Raw genomic sequence first — 19544 nt, forward strand, 5'->3', positions numbered from 1 at the left:
GCCTACCTCACGTGAATACTAAATTTGCGCTCAACCAATTTGAGAAATCCGGTAGAGACACTTGTGAAGATTAAGAAGATGATGGCAACGGCCATGTAGAACGTAAACGGCATCTTCGTGGTACCGGCCGCGAGCGAACTCACACGCACCATGTCTTCAAGACCAATGATCGAGACTAGCGCCGTGGTTTTAAGTAGTACCAGCCAGTTGTTACCAAAACCTGGTAAGGCATGGCGAATCATCTGCGGTAGTAGAATGCGTCGAAAAGCCAGTGTGGAGCTCATGCCATAGGCTTTTGCTGCTTCCAGTTCACCTTTGTCCACAGCCATGATCGCACCGCGGAAGGTTTCTGCCATGTAGGCGCCAAAAATGAAGCCAATAGTCAGAACGCCGGCGATGAAAGGCGACACATCAATATAATCTGGAAGATACGATGTCCACTCATGGTTAGGGTCGCTTGAAGCAAACCACTCATTCAACCACTCGTTTGTCGCATACAAACTGTTGTTGAGAAGAATTTGTCCGCCGAAGAAAATCAGCATCATAAGTACGAGGTCTGGAATGCCTCGGATGATAGTCGTGTAAAGGGTCGCAATCGCACGCGCCCATTTGTAAGGTGCCATCTTAGCAAGCGCACCTAACATACCCAGCACCATAGCGAGAATCAGTGACAATAATGCCACTTCTATGGTGAGTACGGCCCCTTTTAGTATTGAGGCTTCATATCCTTGTAAATCGAGCATAGTTCCTTCCAACAGCACAGCAAAATTGTTGGTCAGTCTTACCAAAAGGCCTGTGACTCGCCCTTTAGTAAAAAGGGCTTGAGACTAGCTCAAGCCCTCGTCTTTTGTTAAACAGTCTGATTATTGACCGTAAACATCGTAGTTGAAGTACTTAGATGCAATCTCGTCGTACTTACCGCTAGCGCGTAGAGAAGTGATTGCAGCGTCAAGTTGCTTCGTTAGGTCTTTGTCTTGCTTACGTACCGCAATACCCATACCTTCACCGAACCACTTAGCGTCAGTTAGAGATGGACCTACGAACTCATAAGCTTCACCGCCATCTTTGTTGATCACGCCTTCTTCTAGAGCAGAGGCGTCACCCAGTACCGCGACGATACGACCGTTAGCAAGGTCTAGGTAAGCTTCGTCAAATGAACCGTAACGTACGATTTCTACTTGATCGCCATAGTTGTCTGTTAGGTACTTGTCGTGCGTTGTTGCACGTTGTACACCAATTTTCGCGCCGCTAAGGTTGTCGAAGTTAAGACCTGCGCCTTTTTTAGCAATGAATTTGTTCGGGATTTGAGCGTATTTACCAGTGAAGTCAATTTTCTTCTTACGCTCTTCAGTAATAGACATCGCAGCAATGATTGCGTCGTATTTACGAGCAAGTAGTGAAGGAATGATGCCATCCCAATCTTGAGGAACGATAACACACTTCGCTTTTAGCTCTTCACAAAGCGCGTTAGCCATATCAACGTCGAAACCTTTTAAAGAACCATCGGCTTCAGTCCAGCTAAATGGAGGATACGCACCTTCGATACCAAAGCGCACAGTTTTCCATTCCTTAGCTTGTGCTACTCCAGTTGCAGCTGTCGCAGCCAGTGCTGCTACCATTAACCACTTTTTCATTTCCATACTCCTGTGATTGAAATTTTTGTTTTTGTGTTGTGTTTTTATCGAGTTTTCTGGGTCTTAGCCCAGAAGGCCATCTTCTATATTAGTAGATAGATGAAATAAATTGTTGTAGACGTTCTGATTCTGGGTTGGTGAACAGTTTTGCAGGGTCGCCCTGCTCTTCTACTCGGCCTTGGTGCAAGAACATCACGTGGTTAGATACGTCACGAGCAAACGCCATTTCGTGTGTTACTACGAGCATGGTTCTGCCTTCTTCCGCCAGATCTTGCATAACGCCTAAGACTTCACCGACCAATTCAGGGTCAAGAGCCGAGGTTGGCTCATCGAACAGCATTACCTCTGGCTCTACCGCCAATGCACGCGCAATCGCTGCACGTTGCTGCTGACCACCAGAAAGGTGTCCTGGATAGTAATCACGGCGCTCATAAAGCCCTACTTTCTTCAGAAGTAGTTCTGCATTTTCGATAGCTAGCGCTTTTGGTACACCCAAAACGTGGATTGGCGCTTCAATGATGTTCTCAAGAACGGTCATGTGCGACCAAAGATTGAAACCCTGAAAAACCATCGCCAAGCGAGAACGGATTCGCTGAACTTGTTTTTCATTAGCAGGAAGTGACTCGCCCTGACGGTTTTTCTTCATTTGGATCAATTCACCATTAACCCAAATTTCACCCTCTGTTGGCGTTTCCAGTAGGTTGATACAACGTAGAAAGGTGCTCTTCCCGGAGCCTGATGAGCCAATAATTGAGATGACATCACCTTTATGTGCAGCAAGGGAAATCCCTTTTAAAACTTCATTTTGACCAAAGGTCTTGTGCAGTTCTTTTATGTCCAGCGCGGGTACTTCATTCATGCGCTTGTGCTCCCTGTATATTATTGACTGCTAAGCCTATTTGCTAGGCAAAGGTACTCCGACCTTTTATTTATTCGATACAAGCTAGCACTAGAAAGTATAACTTGCAACAAACTATTAACCTGTATTTGTTGACTACGCAGGCATTGTATCTGACAAATTATGCAAATTGAAGTTTTTATCGCTGGAAAATGTGAATAAAGTTTACTGAATGCTGCACATTTAGTCATTGGTGATTTTTTGTTCTTTTGTGCATTTTATTGCATCTTTGTTACAAGGGTGAGCTAGATTTTAGTTAAATCCTCTAATTGAAAGTTATTTAATAGTGAATAAGACCAACTTATAGGTCATTAGTAAATAGAATGAGCTAGTTGAGTTTTTTGATAGTTAGATCAAAAAAGCCCTCTCATGGTGAGAGGGCTTAAAAAACACTGCTAACTATTAGTTGTCGTAACGATGTAGATAGTACGATCTTGTTTGCGCTATATTGTTCAACGTGTATCTCATGTCTTGTAATGATTTCACAATGCTCATATTGTCATTGTCTACATTACCATCACCACCATGTCTAAATGCCGTCATAAAGTCTGAAAGAGCCATGTCCTTATCGTTTTCAGTAAACAAATAAGACTGTGAGATCTTAGATGAGGAAGTAATTCTCAGACTATCTGCCACACTACTGCTGAATTCACTTAGGTCAAGCTGAGGAATTTTAACTGTTGGAGATACGTGAGTATAAACAGCATGCTTAACTAGATAACCACCTTGACCTTGCTCATAGGCAATACGTTGAAGACCTTTTTCTGTATCTACTGCAATACTGGTTCGTACATCTACAGTTTCATTCGAAACTGTTGGTTTCGCGTCGTTAGCATTGTTAGACATAAACAGTCCTTCGTCATCGATAGAGATCGACCACGTTGTGCTAATGACATCCTGGTAGCTTGCTTCCCAGCCTGCAGCAGCAATGGAGCCACTCATACTATAAGCCCACGTTTCGCCAAGCCTTTCATCGGGATGATAATAAACAGCTTGGTTACCACTCACTGGCAGTTCAGCAAGTTCATACATAAAGTTATTGTAAATGGCGTTCAAGTCTATCACGGGTGTTGTACTAACAATCTGTGACTTAGATGTATCCACAGTACCAAGATTACCAGTGAACTTCATGCTATTCCCATTCCAACCATCAAAGCCATATTGGAACAGCTGGCTACGATCAGTAGTACGATACTGACTGATCATCGTGCTTTCATTTCTAACGCCTTCAATCGAGTCCAACGTATTATTGGTGCTCGTAATAGTCTCTAACTGTGAATCAAAGTAAAGCTGGATGTTTGGATTACCTGTTGCGGCCTCATCATTGGTATAAGCAAGGTTGGTAACTGTCGTTGGGGTGTCATTGCCTCCTGTCAAACATGAACCTTGTGAAGCAGGATTACGAACTGATAAATAAGTGCTTCTCATACTCGAATCAGAACTAAGCACTTCTTTTGAAAACGACTGTGCAAATACTTGATTGCCATATTGCTCTTGTAGGGTCACGTAACCATCGTCAGGAATACTTTCCAATGCAACCTTGAGCTTGCCATTTGTAGCTGAAACTTCAGAACCAATCTGATTTCCTTCTGCATCTGAGTAAACAGCCTTAAGGAATGCATCCAACGAACTGCCAATAGCGTAGTAGTTCAATGCCTTATTCTCGCCATTGTCTTCGCGAAGATCGTAAACCGTACAACTTGAAGAAGGGTTATAAACAACTTCTGCTGATTTATAAAAGCTAAATGTATAATAGGTATAACTTGGCCCTGGTGGTGTTGAACTACCACCACCACCGCCACCACCACAGCCAACCATGACTCCTGAAATTGCTGCGACGAGTGGCAACATTATTGCTTTTTTCATAGTTACATTCCTAATTCATATCCTGGCGGCAAAGTGTTGCCACTCTCTCTCATATGCTGTCAGTGTCGCAAACTCTGTGCCAAGTTTTTCTAGCGGCGATAAAACGTGCAATTCACTTTATGAATGTAATTGGAATGTAGGGAAAGTTACTGAAAGTCAGTTACGGAGATTGTTAATAAAGTGCGCCAATTCAAACAACTGTTGTAGTTTTCTTTCACATTTTTTCTTAAAGTGATCAAGATCAATCAAGGCGTTAGTGTTGCTTGTTAGACTCGGCAGCATTGATATAGCACGAATTATTCACCCGACTTTTAGAATGTTGTCTATCCTTAGCACGTTAACCACGTGTACCTCCTAGCCGAGGCGAACGGTGAATTGAGTTCGCATATCAAGCCAAACGACTAACTTTATATATAAATGAGGAATCTATGTCAGACGCAGTTAACAAAGCGCATTCTGATTCGGATATCGAGACTAAGAGCTATCAAGAGCTTCACCGTCCAGCATCTGAGTTTGCCAGCCGCTCTGAATACCTAGACCACGAACTTCAAATCATGAAACCGCGCCGCTTTGGTCTTAACCTACCAGGCCGCGACTTCCGCTTTGAACTCGAAGATTTGGTACCTGCTCTAGCTGGTACTATCGGCATTATCGCAATGTACTCAGCGGTAATGATGTCATGGGCAGACGGTCTAACCGCCGCTTGGGATCACGTAAACCTTGGCAAAGAATTTGCCATCGAGGTAGCTCGTGTTGAAATGCTGATCCCAGCGTTATTGTTCTGTATTCTCGCATCAGGTTTCATCAACCCACGTGCCAACCTTGCAGGTAACCATGGCCCGATGATTCCGCTTATCGGTTCTATCGCGCTTGCCGGTGCTCACCCTCTTGCTCTTGCTATTCTTCTTGGTGTGTTCGGTCTGCTACTTAGCTACTTTAAAGGTGGTTCTAAGCTGGTTAACCTCACCTCTCAAGGTACTGCAGGTGGCCTCTTAATCTTCCTAGGCTTTACCGGTACTATGAGCCAAATCGGTTCAATCCAAGAGTGGGCTGTAAGTCTTCAGTCTGCGGACATTGAAGCTGGCAGCATGGGTTACATTGGTCTAATCGTATTAGGCATCAACATTGCTGTTTACGCATACCTTGCAAAAATCAACATGCGTTGGTTGGCAATTCCAGTATGTGCGGTAACGGGTCTACTTCTTGCGCTTGGTCTAGGTGCAGGCTTCGACTTAACGTTTGAAACGGAAATGGGCCTACCTAACCTTAACCCAGTTTACTGGTGGGGCAGCACAGAAGAGGGTTGGATGCTAGGTCTTCCTAACCTACAACACTTCATTGCCTCTCTACCGTTTGCGATTCTTGCTGTAGCGATGTGGTCTCCTGACTTCCTAGGTCACCGTATCTTCCAAGAGCTGAACTACCCACGTAAAACTGAAAAAGTTCTTATGGACGTTGATGACACTATGACTATGTGTTCTGTGCGTCAGATGGTTGGTACGGCAGTGGGTGGTGGTAACATCACGTCTTCTTGGGGTACTTACATGATCCCAGCTGCTATCGCTAAGCGTCCTATTCCAGGCGGTGCGATCCTTCTTGGTTCACTATGTATCATCGTGGCAATCCTTGGTTTCCCAATGGACGTTGCGGTATGGCCACCAGTAATGCGTATTGCTCTTCTGGTAGGTGTATTCCTTCCGCTACTAGAAGCGGGCATGCAGATGGTTAAAGAGACTAAAGATTCTCAAGCTGCGGGTATCTGTATCTTTGCATCGGTAGTTGCAAACCCAGTACTAGCATGGGCTCTGACCATGTTCCTAGATAATAATGGCCTGATCGGTGACAAAGAGCGTGCTTCTCGTCTATCTTTTGTAGATAAGATTGTCATCCCAGTCGGTGTATTTGTAATCTGTCTAGTAGCAATGCTTGCTGTAGGTATGCTAGAAGGCCAGTACGGTATTCCAGCTTTCCTATAATATCTAGTTGATTATTTGGGCAGTGACATTCACTGCCCAAATTTTTATCACAGTTTTTTAAGATTTATTGATTTAGTTTAAGTTTTACAATTTATTTTTAGTGTAGGCTTGATTTTAGCGTCAGGAATGACAATATCTATAACCATACTAACCATAAGTGGTTATACGATATTTTTATTCAATGGTACTGGCTCTTCCTCTGAAGGGCATGCGTATAAAACGCACAGTACGTGTTTTTTCTACTAAAAAGGTAGGTATGTCATGGCAGAGCAATTTGCTAAAGCTTGGGAAGGTTTTGCTGCAGGTGACTGGCAAAACGAAGTAAACGTACGTGACTTCATTCAGAAGAACTACGCTCCTTATGAAGGCGACGAGTCTTTCCTAGTTTCTGAAGGTACTGAAGCGACTAACACGCTTTGGGCTAAAGTAATGGAAGGTATCAAGCAGGAAAACAGCACTCACGCTCCTGTTGATTTTGATACTTCTGTTATCTCTACCATCACTTCACATGATGCGGGCTACATCAGCAAAGACCTAGAAACAATCGTTGGTCTACAAACTGAAGCGCCTCTTAAGCGTGCAATCATGCCTAACGGCGGCGTGCGCATGATCGAAGGTTCTTGTAAAGCATACGGTCGTACGCTTGACCCACAAGTATCTAAAATCTACTCAGAGTACCGTAAAACACACAACCAAGGTGTTTTCGATGTTTACTCTCCTGACATCCTAAAATGTCGTAAGTCTGGTGTTTTGACTGGTCTTCCAGATGCATACGGCCGTGGTCGTATCATCGGTGACTACCGTCGTGTAGCACTGTACGGCGTAGACTTCCTAATGAAGGACAAAGTTGCTCAGTTCCACTCTACTCAAGAGAAACTAGAAGCTGGCGACGATCTACAAATGACTATGCAGTTGCGTGAAGAGCTTCAAGAGCAACACCGCGCGCTAGGTCAACTAAAAGAAATGGCAGCTTCTTACGGCTTCGACATTTCTGGTCCTGCGACGACTGCACAAGAAGCAATCCAGTGGACTTACTTCGGTTACCTAGCTGCTGTTAAATCTCAAAACGGCGCGGCAATGTCTCTAGGTCGTACTTCGACTTTCCTAGACGTTTACGTTGAGCGTGATATCGCTGCAGGTCTTATCACTGAAGAACAAGCTCAGGAAATGATCGACCACTTCGTAATGAAGCTACGTATGGTTCGCTTCCTGCGTACTCCTGAGTACGATGAGCTATTCTCTGGCGACCCAATCTGGGCAACAGAATCTATGGGTGGTATGGGTGTTGACGGTCGTACGCTTGTTACGCGTACAAACTTCCGTTTCCTAAACACGCTATACACTATGGGTCCTTCTCCAGAGCCAAACATCACTGTACTTTGGTCTGAGCAGCTGCCTGTTGGCTTCAAGAAGTTCTGTGCGAAGGTATCTATCGATACTTCTTCTATCCAGTACGAGAACGATGACCTAATGCGTCCAGATTTCGACAACGATGACTACGCTATCGCTTGTTGTGTATCGCCAATGGTTATCGGTAAGCACATGCAGTTCTTCGGCGCTCGTGCAAACCTAGCTAAAACTCTTCTATACGTTATCAACGGCGGTGTAGATGAGAAGCTTAAGATCCAAGTTGGTCCTAAGACTGAAGCAATGACTGACGAAGTTCTAGACTTCGACAAAGTTTGGGCTGGTCTAGACAACTTCATGGATTGGCTAGCAACACAATACGTGACTGCGCTGAACGCTATCCACTACTCACACGACAAGTACAGCTACGAAGCAGCTCTAATGGCACTTCATGACCGTGACGTACGTCGTACTATGGCATGTGGTATTGCTGGTCTATCTGTTGCAGCTGACTCTCTATCTGCTATCAAATACGGCCAAGTTAAGCCTATCCGTGACGAAGACGGTATCGCAATCGACTTCGACATCTCTGGCGACTACCCTAAATTTGGTAACAACGACGCACGTGTTGATGACATGGCTTGTGAGCTAGTAACTAGCTTCATGAACAAGATCCGTAAGCTTAAGACTTACCGTGACGCAGTACCTACACAGTCTATCCTTACTATCACTTCAAACGTGGTTTATGGTAAGAAAACTGGTACTACTCCAGACGGTCGTAAAGCAGGCGCTCCATTCGCTCCAGGTGCAAACCCAATGCACGGTCGCGACGAGAAAGGTGCTGTAGCTTCTCTTACTTCTGTAGGTAAACTACCGTTTGCTGACGCTAAAGATGGTATCTCGTACACCTTCTCTATCGTTCCAAACGCACTAGGTAAAGAAGAAGATTCACAACGTTCTAACCTTGCTGGTCTAATGGATGGTTACTTCCACCACGAAACTGGCGTTGAAGGTGGTCAACACCTAAACGTGAACGTTCTTAACCGTGAAACTCTAGAAGACGCAGTTAAGCACCCTGAGAAGTACCCTCAGCTAACAATCCGTGTATCTGGTTACGCTGTACGCTTTAACTCTCTAACTGCAGAGCAGCAAGCTGACGTAATCGCACGTACGTTCACTGAATCTCTATAATCTCCGATTATACTGATTGAGATAAAAACCTCGCTTCGGCGAGGTTTTTTTATGCCCCTCGTATATCATTTACATCCATTCTTACCCACTAAGAATTAGTTACAAATAATCGACGTTGTTAGACCTTTATGACTCATAGATCACTGACGTCTCATTTCTAAACGTGTCACAATTACTTTACATAACTACATCTCTACTAGCCGTATTTGAAGAGAGTCGACACATCATGAAAATCTTAATCGCTTTGCCTGTGCTTCTCGCCAGCAGCTGTGTGCTTGCTTCTGAGCGCTCTACCCTTTCATTTTCTCTAGACAACGATGGAATTTGGGGTACCGACGAAGACTACACCAACGGAATTTTCCTTTCCTATACCAGTGCTGCCATCAAGCCCTGGTCGATTTTTAAGCCCCTAAGTCTCTCCTATTGGGGGGCTACTTCACTTGATAAAGTTGAATTCCAGCTTGGTCACAAGATGTGGACACCTTCCGATATAGAATCAGAGGTTCCAATCGCTAACGACCGCCCTTACGCCGGCTATTTTCATGGTGAGTTAAATTACATTAGCTTGCACCCGCAGCAGGCACAGCGATTTAACGTGACTTTAGGTAGTACTGGCGAAGGCTCTTTTGCAGGAAGAGCTCAGCAGTTAGTCCACTCCCTTGTAGGCTCGAAGGAGCCGAAAGGTTGGGCATATCAAATTGAAGATAAAGTCGTTGGCAGTGTTGGTTATCTAACACACCTAAACTTAAAGCGAGAGCCTTTGTTTGGTAATACTAACTGGGAAGTCTCGAATGTCACCGAAGCCAACTTGGGTAATTTTAGAAGCGATGTTTCAACTGGGATGATGGTTCGATTTGGTTCAGAGCTTGGTGGCAACTTCGGTGCGGCAAACATCGGTACAGAAAACCCATTTAAAGCCGGTATGATCGGTGCTTCGAACCGGGGGTGGTTTACTTACTTCGGCGTGAAAGCCCGTTATCGATTTAATGATATTACTATAGAGGGTGACCGCCCTGGTATACCAGAACCAAGTGATGCCTATGACGTGACACTTCAACCTGTTCAAGGTGAAGCAGTATTAGGCGCGACTTGGTACAACACCTACGTAGGTATCAACGTCTTTGCCGGAACGAAATCGGCAGAATACAAAGAGGCCACGAAATCGATATATGGTAATGGTGGTATCTCACTGTTTGCCTTCTTTTAAAAACAAAACAGACACTCAAGAGTGTCTGTTTTGTTTTCTAGCTGTTTACATTGTCCAAGCAAATCAGAAAACTACGCTGTTTTAAACCTTTCACATTCCTGATACAGCTCCGTCGATCGCTTATCAACACCATCACTGGTTTGTTTTAGGCTTTGGCTACTTGTCTCCAGCTCACCCATAGACTCATTGATTTGAGACATGTTGCTCGCCATCGATTGAGATGTAGTCGCTAACTCTTTCACTGAGAAAAAAATCACTTCCGTCTGAGCGCTCGCTTCTTGCGCTTTGTTCATGATCTCTTCAAGCGCAGCTTTCGCTTGGTTGCCTTGCTCTCTTCCTGATTGCATCGAGGAATCGGATTGAGCAATGAACTGTATCACCTGCGTGCTCTCTTGCTTCATAGTATCTATGGTGCCAGATATCTCTTCCACCGCTTGAACCGTTCTTACAGCAAGACTTCGCACTTCATCCGCAACAACGGCAAAACCACGTCCTTGCTCCCCAGCCCTTGCCGCTTCTATCGCCGCATTCAGCGCCAGCAAGTTGGTTTGCTCTGCAATGCCATTAATGATTTCCATTACTGAGTCAATCTTTTGCGACGCTTGTTCTAGCTGTTCAATATGAGTGGCCGCATCTTCTAAAATGGCGCCTACTTGCTCAAAGGAGGCAATCGTATCCACGATAATCTCGCCACCAGCCTGAGCGGACTCAGCCGACGTTTTACTGATGCTTGCCACGTATTCTAATGACCCCGAGATCTCTTGCGTAGTAACACTGACCTCTTCGGTTGCAGAAGCAAGCAATTGAGTTTGCTCAATAACTTGGCTTTGATGCTGGCGCAATAGATTGAGGGCAGTATCCAGCTCTCCCGAGTTGTTAGACAATTGCTGACTGTTGACTTTCACCCCATCGACCAAGGTACCGAGATTTTCGCAGCTAACGTTAATGGCTTTCTTCAGTTGATTAAACTCATCGCGACTATTACTGCTGACCGGGAGTCGCGTTGATAGGTCGCCCTTCTCTACCTTCTTGAGCGCATTCAACGTCTGCTTTAAAGAGCGAGCTAAAGATACATTCATCGTTAAAAAGATCGCTGTAGTAAATAGTGCTAGGAGCGCGCAGGCAATACCCACCGAGATTTGGGTCATGCTTGAAACCTGGTTCGCCTCTTGGTTTAACGTCTGAGCTTGTTGATTGAGCGCTAATGCGGCACTGTCAAATGCAGCTAACGTCGTAGCTTGTGCTTGATCGAGCTTAGTTTCAAGGCCAACTAAAGTACCCGAGAGTTCAACAACTCGAGTAAAGCCAAGCTCTAAGGCTTTGACTTCTCTCTCGTACAACTCAAGCATGGCATAGGTATTTGAAGCGTTAACAAACCCTGCCAATGCACGCTTAAAACCTTTCTCATTCTGCTCATTTGGGTCGATTAGATACTCTTGCAAACTGGTGACGACTTTTTGAAAGTCCGACGTCAATGTCACCATGCCCGTCTCTTTAATCGCCGCATCGATTTTGACATTGTTTTGCTGAAGCTGTTCCAACAAGCCATCATTAACCGAAAAACCTAACTCAGACTTCAAGGTTAACCAAGGGCTCAAGTTGAAGATAAACGACTCGAGCGAACTAGAGATCGTATCACTTTCCGCTTGTAAGCCCGCGCTTTGCAACACAGCTAAATCTTGCTCCGCACTCGTTTCTAGCTCATCCATACTGTTCTCAAACGCGTCCATTCCTTCAGCAGATAGGGTCGTGCGGCGATTGACCGTATCCATGAGTAGAACTTGAGTCGAAGCAAGATGTGCACTGGCTCTATTCATTCCACTACTGGTGGTAAATTTGTCATTTAAACTGGCGAGCGAGTTAAAGATAAACAGCACCAAAATGATGAACCCTGACCACAGAGTGAGCATCGAGAATAAGGTTTTTTGCTTTTGTGATAAAGCAACTTCCATGTGTACCCCTTATAGCGACAAGCGTGTTGGCCTAGCGACCAAAACAAACGGCGGCATTCACAACCAATCAAATTGGTCTAGACTAAGCAAACTAGCAATCTATGTACCACTTATTAATAATATAATTAACAACGCTATAACATTATCACTCCATGAGCAACAGAAGCCGTTTATTGATCGATACAGACTATGAATGGGAGTCCACTTTTCCTGTTGTAGGGTGTGGTTTTGTAATAAAATGACGGGTAAAAATAAGTTAGTAGAGAAGAGCATATGTCAACAACAGGTCGCATTCACTCATTCGAATCCTGTGGTACTGTCGATGGACCGGGTATTCGTTTTATTGTCTTTATGCAAGGCTGTCTTATGCGCTGCAAGTATTGCCATAACCGTGATACTTGGGATACGCATGACGGCAAAGAAATCAACGTCGATGAGCTAATCAAAGAGGCGAAATCTTACCGCCACTTTATGAATGCATCTGGCGGTGGTGTGACTTGCTCTGGTGGTGAGGCTATGCTTCAACCAGAATTTGTTCGTGACTTTTTTAGAGCTGCGCAAGCAGAAGGTATTCATACCTGTCTCGATACTAACGGCTATATCCGCAAACACACCGATGTCGTAGACGAAGTCCTTGAAGCGACCGATCTTGTGATGCTTGACCTAAAACACATGAAAGATGAAATCCACCAAGATTTCATTGGCGTATCAAACCGCCGCGTATTGGACTTTGCTCGCTACCTTCACAAAATTGGTCAAAAAACGTGGATCCGTTATGTTGTTGTACCTGGCTACACCGACGATCCTGAAGCGGCTCACATGCTGGGTGAATTCATCAAAGACATGGACAACATCGAGAAGGTTGAGCTTTTGCCGTACCATAAACTCGGTGCGCACAAGTGGGAAGCGCTTGGTTTTGATTACCCATTGGAAGGTGTACAGCCACCGAAAAAAGAAGTGATGGATGAAATTCAAAGTATCCTGCTTCAGTACACAGATACCGTCAAATACTAATCTGAACCCAAACGCGCCACGCGTTTACCTGTAAGGCTTTGACACGAAAAAAACGCGCTAGAAGGCGCGTTTTTTGTCATAAATATGTGTTGAGATCATGTTATAAGTCATACATATACTGTTAATCTGTCGATAATTCGTATTCATACATAAACTTATTAGAAAGTATTTAGTGAGGCTCTCAACATGGAAATGACAAACGCTCAACGTCTAATCCTATCTAACCAATACTACCTGATGGCGAAACTAACGCCTGAGAATGCGGTGAAGTACCATCGCCTTCAAACCATTGTAGAACGTGGCTATGAGCTGCAAATGCGCGAGATGAACAAAGAGTTCGGCTGCCTTGTTGAAGATGAGTGTCGTGAAGTTATCGACATCATGGAAATGTACCACGCGATGCAAGAATCAAACAAAATGCTTTCTGAAGAAGACCGTAAAGATGTAGACCAGCGTCGTCTGCAGTTCTTAGGCTTCGATATCGCAACAGAAGCACAACTAGTGAACTATGTTCGATTCCTAGTTGACTCTGAAGGCCTGTACCCTCAGTTCGACAAGGGTGACCACCACTTTAACAGCCATGTTCCTATGCTCGACAAATACCGTCGTATGCTGGTTACGTGGAGAAACTGCCCACGTCAATATCACCTATCAAGCGCAGAATTCCGTCAGATTTTTAACGCTTAAGACGTTTTTGAAGCGACTTAAGTCGTATTTTATGAAAAATACCCGCCATTATGAGCGGGTATTTTTTTGAGATTTTTTTTCTAATCACACGGTCATCTCCCATAGTTAGGACTTACGTACTATTAGTGAGACTGGGGTTATTTTTCCTGCAATTACCAAGGGACTTTGTAAATAAATGCATAATTGTTAAGCATTAATCTTAAAACCCTACTAGTCTTTAAATTGACATGGAGTCGCATTGTATATGTGTTGACAGTCAGCTTTGCAGGTTAAGGGGAATCAGCTATGAGTATTTTCGATCATTATCAAACGCGTTATGAAGCCGCAAAAGATGAAGAGTTATCAATTCAGGAATTCTTAGCTCTATGTAAAGACGATAAAAGTGCTTATGCCAACGCTGCCGAACGTCTTCTGCTCGCTATCGGCGAGCCTGAAGTCATCGACACGGCACAAGATCCACGCTTAAGTCGTATCTTCTCAAATCGTATTATCTCTCGTTACAAAACCTTTGAAGACTTTTATGGCATGGAAGACGCCATTGAGCAAATTGTGTCGTATTTAAAACACGCTGCGCAAGGTCTTGAAGAACGCAAACAAATTCTATACTTACTCGGCCCTGTAGGTGGTGGTAAATCATCACTCGCCGAGAAACTTAAAGCGCTCATGCAGAAGATGCCAATCTACGTACTTTCTGCAAACGGCGAACGCAGTCCAGTCAGTGACCACCCATTCTGTCTATTCGATGTAAACGAAGACGGTGACCTGCTGAAAAGCGAGTATGGCATCGAGAAGCGCTACTTGCGCTCTATCATGTCGCCGTGGGCAGCAAAACGTCTACATGAATTCGGTGGTGACATTACTAAGTTTAAAGTAGTAAAAGTACGACCATCAATTCTAGACCAAGTCGCCATAGCCAAAACTGAGCCGGGCGATGAAAACAACCAAGATATCTCAGCATTAGTTGGTAAAGTCGATATTCGCCAACTAGAGCACTACTCTCAAGACGATCCAGACGCCTACAGTTATTCCGGAGCACTTTGTCGAGCCAACCAAGGCTTGATGGAATTCGTTGAGATGTTCAAAGCACCAATCAAAGTATTACACCCGCTTCTAACCGCGACTCAAGAAGGCAACTACAACGGTACCGAAGGTCTATCTGCCCTACCATTTGATGGCATGATCCTCGCTCACTCGAATGAGTCCGAGTGGCAGACGTTCCGTAACAACAAAAACAACGAGGCGTTTTTAGACCGTGTTTACATCGTTAAAGTACCTTATTGTTTGCGAGTCTCAGAAGAAGTCAAAATCTACCAAAAACTCCTTGAAAACAGTGAGCTATCTAAAGCACCTTGCTCACCAAGTACTTTAGAGTTACTTGGTCAGTTCAGTGTCCTTTCTCGCTTGAAAGAGCCAGAAAACTCATCATTATTCTCGAAAATGCGCGTTTATGATGGTGAAACGCTGAAAGATACCGATCCGAAAGCGAAAAGCTATCAAGAGTACCGCGACTATGCGGGTGTGGATGAAGGTATGTCCGGTCTCTCTACCCGTTTCGCATTTAAGATCTTGTCTCGCGTCTTCAACTTCGATCAAACAGAAGTTGCCGCAAACCCGGTTCACCTGTTCTATGTCGTTGAGCAACAAATCGAACGCGAACAGTTCCCACAAGAAGTGGGTGAGAAATACCTTGAGTTCTTGAAAGGTTACTTAGTACCTCGCTATGTTGAGTTCATCGGTAAAGAAATTCAGACCGCTTACTTAGAGTCATACTCTGAGTACGGCCAAAACATCTTTGATCGCTACGTCACCTACGCTGACTTCTGGATCCAAGACCAAGAGTATCGAGATCCAGAAACAGGCCAGCTATTTGATCGTGCTTCTCTTAACGAAGAGCTAGAGAAGATCGAGAAGACAGCAGGGATCAGTAACCCGAAAGATTTCCGTAATGAGATTGTGAACTTCGTGCTACGTGCGCGTGCGAATAACAATGGCTCTAACCCGGTTTGGACGAGCTATGAGAAGCTACGCACCGTTATCGAGAAGAAAATGTTCTCGAACACTGAAGAGCTGCTTCCTGTCATCTCGTTCAACGCGAAAACGTCTTCAGAAGACCAGCGCAAACACGATGATTTCGTCAATCGCATGATGGAAAAAGGCTACACCGAGAAGCAAGTCAGATTGCTGTCTGAGTGGTACTTGAGAGTTCGTAAATCCTCATAGCCCCACCTGACTGATAAGTTGCAGCCCCGAGCGCGTGCTCGGGTGCTGTATGGTGAGGGGAAGACAGGGAGTTACTCATGGCACAATTTATTGATAGACGCTTAAACGGCAAGAACAAAAGCGCCGTTAACAGACAGCGTTTTCTGCGCAGACATAAGCAGAAAATCAAAGAGTCCGTGACCGATGCCGTCAATCGTCGCTCGATCACGAACACGGAAACGGGTGAAGACGTTTCTATTCCAAGCAAAGACCTCAACGAGCCTATTTTTCATCAAGGGCAAGGAGGCGTAAAAGAGCGCGTCCATCCTGGTAACGACCAATTTATTACCGGTGATAAAATTGAACGTCCACCTAAAGGCGGTCAAGGAGGTGGTGCGGGTCAAGGCGAAGCCAGTCCTGATGGTGAGGGTGAAGACGAATTTGTATTCCAGATTTCGAAAGACGAATATCTCGATATTTTGTTCGAAGATCTCGCTCTGCCTAATCTAAAGAAAAACCAAATCAACAAAATCAAAGAGTGGAAAACTCATCGCGCTGGTTACCAAACAGCGGGTATGCCCTCTAATATCGCTATTGTGCGCTCACTACAGCAATCACTCGCGCGTCGAACGGCGATGACTGCTGGTAAGCGTAAGATGCTTGATGAGCTCAACAGGCAGCTTGATGAGATCAAGATCAGCGAGCCTGCTCAACCCATGGAAGAGAAGCGACTCAAAGAAGAGATCGCATCGCTTCGCAAAAAAATCGACAGCGTGCCGTTTATCGACACCTTCGACCTACGCTTCAAAAACTACGAAAAACGTCCTGTCCCATCCAGCCAAGCAGTTATGTTCTGTTTGATGGATGTATCAGGCTCTATGGATCAAGCAACAAAAGACATCGCTAAACGCTTCTATGTCTTGCTGTACTTGTTCTTAACACGAACCTATGAAAACGTCGAAGTGGTGTTCATTCGCCACCATACTCAAGCCAAAGAAGTCGACGAACATGAGTTTTTCTATTCCCAAGAAACCGGTGGCACCATCGTTTCTAGCGCATTAAAACTCATGAAAGAAATCGTAGAAGACCGCTACCCAACCGGAGAGTGGAACATCTATGCTGCGCAGGCATCCGATGGCGATAACTGGGCCGACGATTCACCGCGTTGTCGCGACTTACTGGTCAACAAACTGCTGCCAGCTTGTCAGTACTATTCATACATCGAGATCACTCGTCGAACTCACCAAACGTTATGGCATGAGTACGAGAAGCTCGAAAATGATTTTGACAACTTTGCGATGAAGAATATTCGTTCGGTAGACGACATATTCCCTGTGTTTAGGGAGTTGTTTCAAAAAGAGACAGCATAGGGAGACGTGCTATGACCACAGAGACTAAGACAAATTCTAAGGTGCTGCCCGATGGTCCAGATTGGACCTTTGATATGCTTGAGCGTTATCACGTTGAGATCAAACGTGTTGCTAAGCATTACAGATTGGACACCTATCCAAATCAAATCGAGGTTATCACCTCGGAGCAAATGATGGATGCCTATTCCAGCATAGGCATGCCCATTAACTACAATCACTGGTCGTTTGGTAAGAAGTTTATCCAAACCGAACAAGGCTACAAACACGGTCAAATGGGTCTGGCGTATGAAATCGTCATTAACTCAGACCCTTGTATAGCCTACCTAATGGAAGAAAACTCGGTCACTATGCAAGCGCTCGTTATGGCACACGCTTGTTATGGGCATAACTCATTCTTTAAAGGCAATTACTTGTTCCAAACCTGGACAGATGCCAGTTCGATCATCGACTACTTGCTGTTTGCCAAAAAGTACATTGCAGATTGCGAGCAAAAGTATGGCGTTGAAGAGGTAGAACAGACTCTCGATTCTTGTCACGCTCTGATGAATTTTGGCGTGGATCGTTATAAGCGACCTGAGAAGATCTCCATCGCGGAAGAGAAAGCCCGTCAAGAAGAGCGAGAATCCTACTTGCAATCTCAGGTCAATCAGCTTTGGAAAACCGTACCTAAAAATCGCACCAAAGAGGAAACACAGAAGGTACGCTTCCCTTCAGAGCCTCAAGAAAACATTCTCTATTTCATTGAAAAAAATGCACCGTTACTGGAGTCTTGGCAACGAGAAATCGTACGCATTGTGCGTAAGGTAAGCCAATACTTCTATCCGCAAAAGCAGACCCAAGTGATGAACGAAGGCTGGGCGACATTCTGGCATTACACCATTTTGAATCATCTCTACGATGAAGGTTTGGTTTCGGATAAGTTCATCCTAGAGTTTCTGCATAGCCACACAAGTGTTGTCGCACAACCTGCGTACAACAGTCCATACTTTAGCGGTATTAACCCTTATGCGCTTGGCTTTGCCATGTTCCAGGACATTAAACGTATTTGTGAAGATCCGACTGACGAAGACAAAGAGTGGTTCCCAGAGCTCGCAGGAAGCGACTGGTTAGAGGCGGTGCACTTTGCGATGCACAACTTCAAAGACGAGAGTTTTATTAGCCAGTACCTATCACCTCGTTTGATGCGTGAGTTTAAGTTCTTCTCGATACTTGATGATGATCGTAAAAACTTCGTTGAAGTGTCCGCGATTCATGACGAAATGGGCTATCGACAGATTCGAGAAAAACTCGCTGCACAATACAACTTAAGCAACTTAGAGCCGAACATCCAAGTTTACAATGTCGATGTTCGAGGCGACCGTTCTCTCACTTTACAGCACGTTCCACATAACCGCATTCCTCTCGATAAGGGGCACGAAGAGGTGTTGAAACACTTATACCGTTTGTGGGGCTTTGACGTAATTTTGGAAGAAGTGAAAGATTCAGGCCGACGAGAAATATTGGCGACATGCCCTAAACGGGAGCCATATAACGCCAGTATTTAACGAATCAGGTAACCCCTTATTCCCCTTAGGACGTGACCTGAGCCTAAGCGGATTACTGCCTTGCAGTAATCCGCTTAATTTTTCGGCCTGAGCTTAAGTATACGTGATATAAAGGCGAAGGTAACAACTAGGTTCACTCATTTACGATTAGTATGAAGAAAATATTTTTATCTGTGACAGCACTACTTGCTGCTCTTATCGCCCTACTCGCCTGGGTTTTCATTCCTAACCATGAACGTCTTGGTCCTCAAACCAATATCGTTACACTCAGTGAAGAGTTTACGGTTCAGGCTTATCGTGTGTTATCCACCGATCCTGATGCCAACAGCAAGTTCGCCTACTTCATTGTCGCCGGAGAGCACCCTGTTGATGAGAAAGCGCCGTTCTTGGTCACTTCAGATCAATTTGCTAAAGTCACGGTCACTGGCGGTCAAACAATCCATATTTCACTGCGTGGTCGTGTTCATCAATTTCATAATGATGTATGGGCAGATAAAGGCAATGGACAGCTAGCTCGGTGGTTTATTAGCTTAGAAGCCAATTACACGCGATAACCGCATTAGACAGAATAGCTTCAGAATACAAACAAAAACAGCGACGTCATCGTCGCTGTTTTTCATCACCGCTTTCAATAAGCAGCCAATGATGCGCTTGCACCC

The 19544-nt window shown here is 44.8% G+C and carries 14 protein-coding genes; 9 read left to right on the forward strand and 5 right to left on the reverse strand.

What is annotated here, in order from left to right:
- Positions 1-2: 2 nt before the first annotated feature.
- The 4 genes from PG915_RS10965 to PG915_RS10980 all read right to left on the reverse strand — a co-directional run bounded on the left by PG915_RS10965 (position 3) and on the right by PG915_RS10980 (position 4398).
- Positions 3-743: an ABC transporter permease gene (locus PG915_RS10965; protein WP_353496564.1), complete on the reverse strand. Its 741-nt coding sequence runs from the start codon at positions 741-743 to the stop codon at positions 3-5.
- 120 nt (positions 744-863) lie between these two features.
- Positions 864-1634 carry an ABC transporter substrate-binding protein gene (locus tag PG915_RS10970; protein ID WP_353496565.1) on the reverse strand — a complete coding sequence of 257 codons (771 nt, stop codon included), beginning with the start codon at positions 1632-1634 and terminating at the stop codon, positions 864-866.
- Between the two features lie 88 nt (positions 1635-1722).
- Entirely contained in the window at positions 1723-2493 is a 771-nt protein-coding gene (locus PG915_RS10975) for an ABC transporter ATP-binding protein (protein ID WP_353496566.1), read from the reverse strand.
- A gap of 441 nt (positions 2494-2934) precedes the next feature.
- Positions 2935-4398 carry a flagellar sheath protein A gene (locus PG915_RS10980; RefSeq protein WP_353496567.1) on the reverse strand — a complete coding sequence of 488 codons (1464 nt, stop codon included), beginning with the start codon at positions 4396-4398 and terminating at the stop codon, positions 2935-2937.
- A 428-nt stretch (positions 4399-4826) separates the two neighbouring features.
- On the opposite strand from PG915_RS10980, the gene PG915_RS10985 reads away from it, so the two are divergent.
- From PG915_RS10985 to PG915_RS10995, 3 genes are all read left to right on the forward strand, one after another.
- Complete coding sequence (locus PG915_RS10985) at positions 4827-6374, forward strand: DUF3360 family protein (RefSeq protein ID WP_353496568.1); 1548 nt, start codon at positions 4827-4829, stop codon at positions 6372-6374.
- Between the two features lie 261 nt (positions 6375-6635).
- Positions 6636-8912, forward strand: coding sequence for a formate C-acetyltransferase (gene pflB / locus PG915_RS10990; RefSeq protein ID WP_353496569.1), 2277 nt, complete (start codon positions 6636-6638; stop codon positions 8910-8912).
- A 226-nt stretch (positions 8913-9138) separates the two neighbouring features.
- Positions 9139-10119: a lipid A deacylase LpxR family protein gene (locus PG915_RS10995; RefSeq protein ID WP_353496570.1), complete on the forward strand. Its 981-nt coding sequence runs from the start codon at positions 9139-9141 to the stop codon at positions 10117-10119.
- Positions 10120-10190: 71 nt separating this feature from the next.
- Here the strand turns inward: PG915_RS10995 and PG915_RS11000 are convergent, their stop codons facing one another.
- Entirely contained in the window at positions 10191-12071 is a 1881-nt protein-coding gene (locus PG915_RS11000; RefSeq protein ID WP_353496571.1) for a methyl-accepting chemotaxis protein, read from the reverse strand.
- A gap of 273 nt (positions 12072-12344) precedes the next feature.
- Here PG915_RS11000 and pflA point away from each other — a divergent pair, with 273 nt between their 5' ends.
- The 6 genes from pflA (at position 12345) to PG915_RS11030 (ending at position 19439) form a co-directional block, all read left to right on the forward strand.
- Positions 12345-13085: a pyruvate formate lyase 1-activating protein gene (gene pflA, locus PG915_RS11005; protein ID WP_353496572.1), complete on the forward strand. Its 741-nt coding sequence runs from the start codon at positions 12345-12347 to the stop codon at positions 13083-13085.
- A gap of 186 nt (positions 13086-13271) precedes the next feature.
- Complete coding sequence (locus PG915_RS11010; RefSeq protein WP_353496573.1) at positions 13272-13772, forward strand: YfbU family protein; 501 nt, start codon at positions 13272-13274, stop codon at positions 13770-13772.
- 285 nt (positions 13773-14057) lie between these two features.
- Complete coding sequence (locus PG915_RS11015) at positions 14058-15992, forward strand: PrkA family serine protein kinase (protein WP_353496574.1); 1935 nt, start codon at positions 14058-14060, stop codon at positions 15990-15992.
- Between the two features lie 77 nt (positions 15993-16069).
- Positions 16070-17341, forward strand: a complete 1272-nt coding sequence (locus PG915_RS11020; RefSeq protein ID WP_353496575.1) for a YeaH/YhbH family protein — start codon at positions 16070-16072, stop codon at positions 17339-17341.
- Positions 17342-17352: 11 nt separating this feature from the next.
- Entirely contained in the window at positions 17353-18885 is a 1533-nt protein-coding gene (locus PG915_RS11025) for a SpoVR family protein (RefSeq protein WP_353496576.1), read from the forward strand.
- Between the two features lie 152 nt (positions 18886-19037).
- Entirely contained in the window at positions 19038-19439 is a 402-nt protein-coding gene (locus PG915_RS11030) for a hypothetical protein (RefSeq protein ID WP_353496577.1), read from the forward strand.
- Positions 19440-19544 lie beyond the last annotated feature (105 nt).

Source organism: Vibrio sp. CB1-14, from assembly GCF_040412085.2.
GTDB lineage: Bacteria > Pseudomonadota > Gammaproteobacteria > Enterobacterales > Vibrionaceae > Vibrio > Vibrio chaetopteri.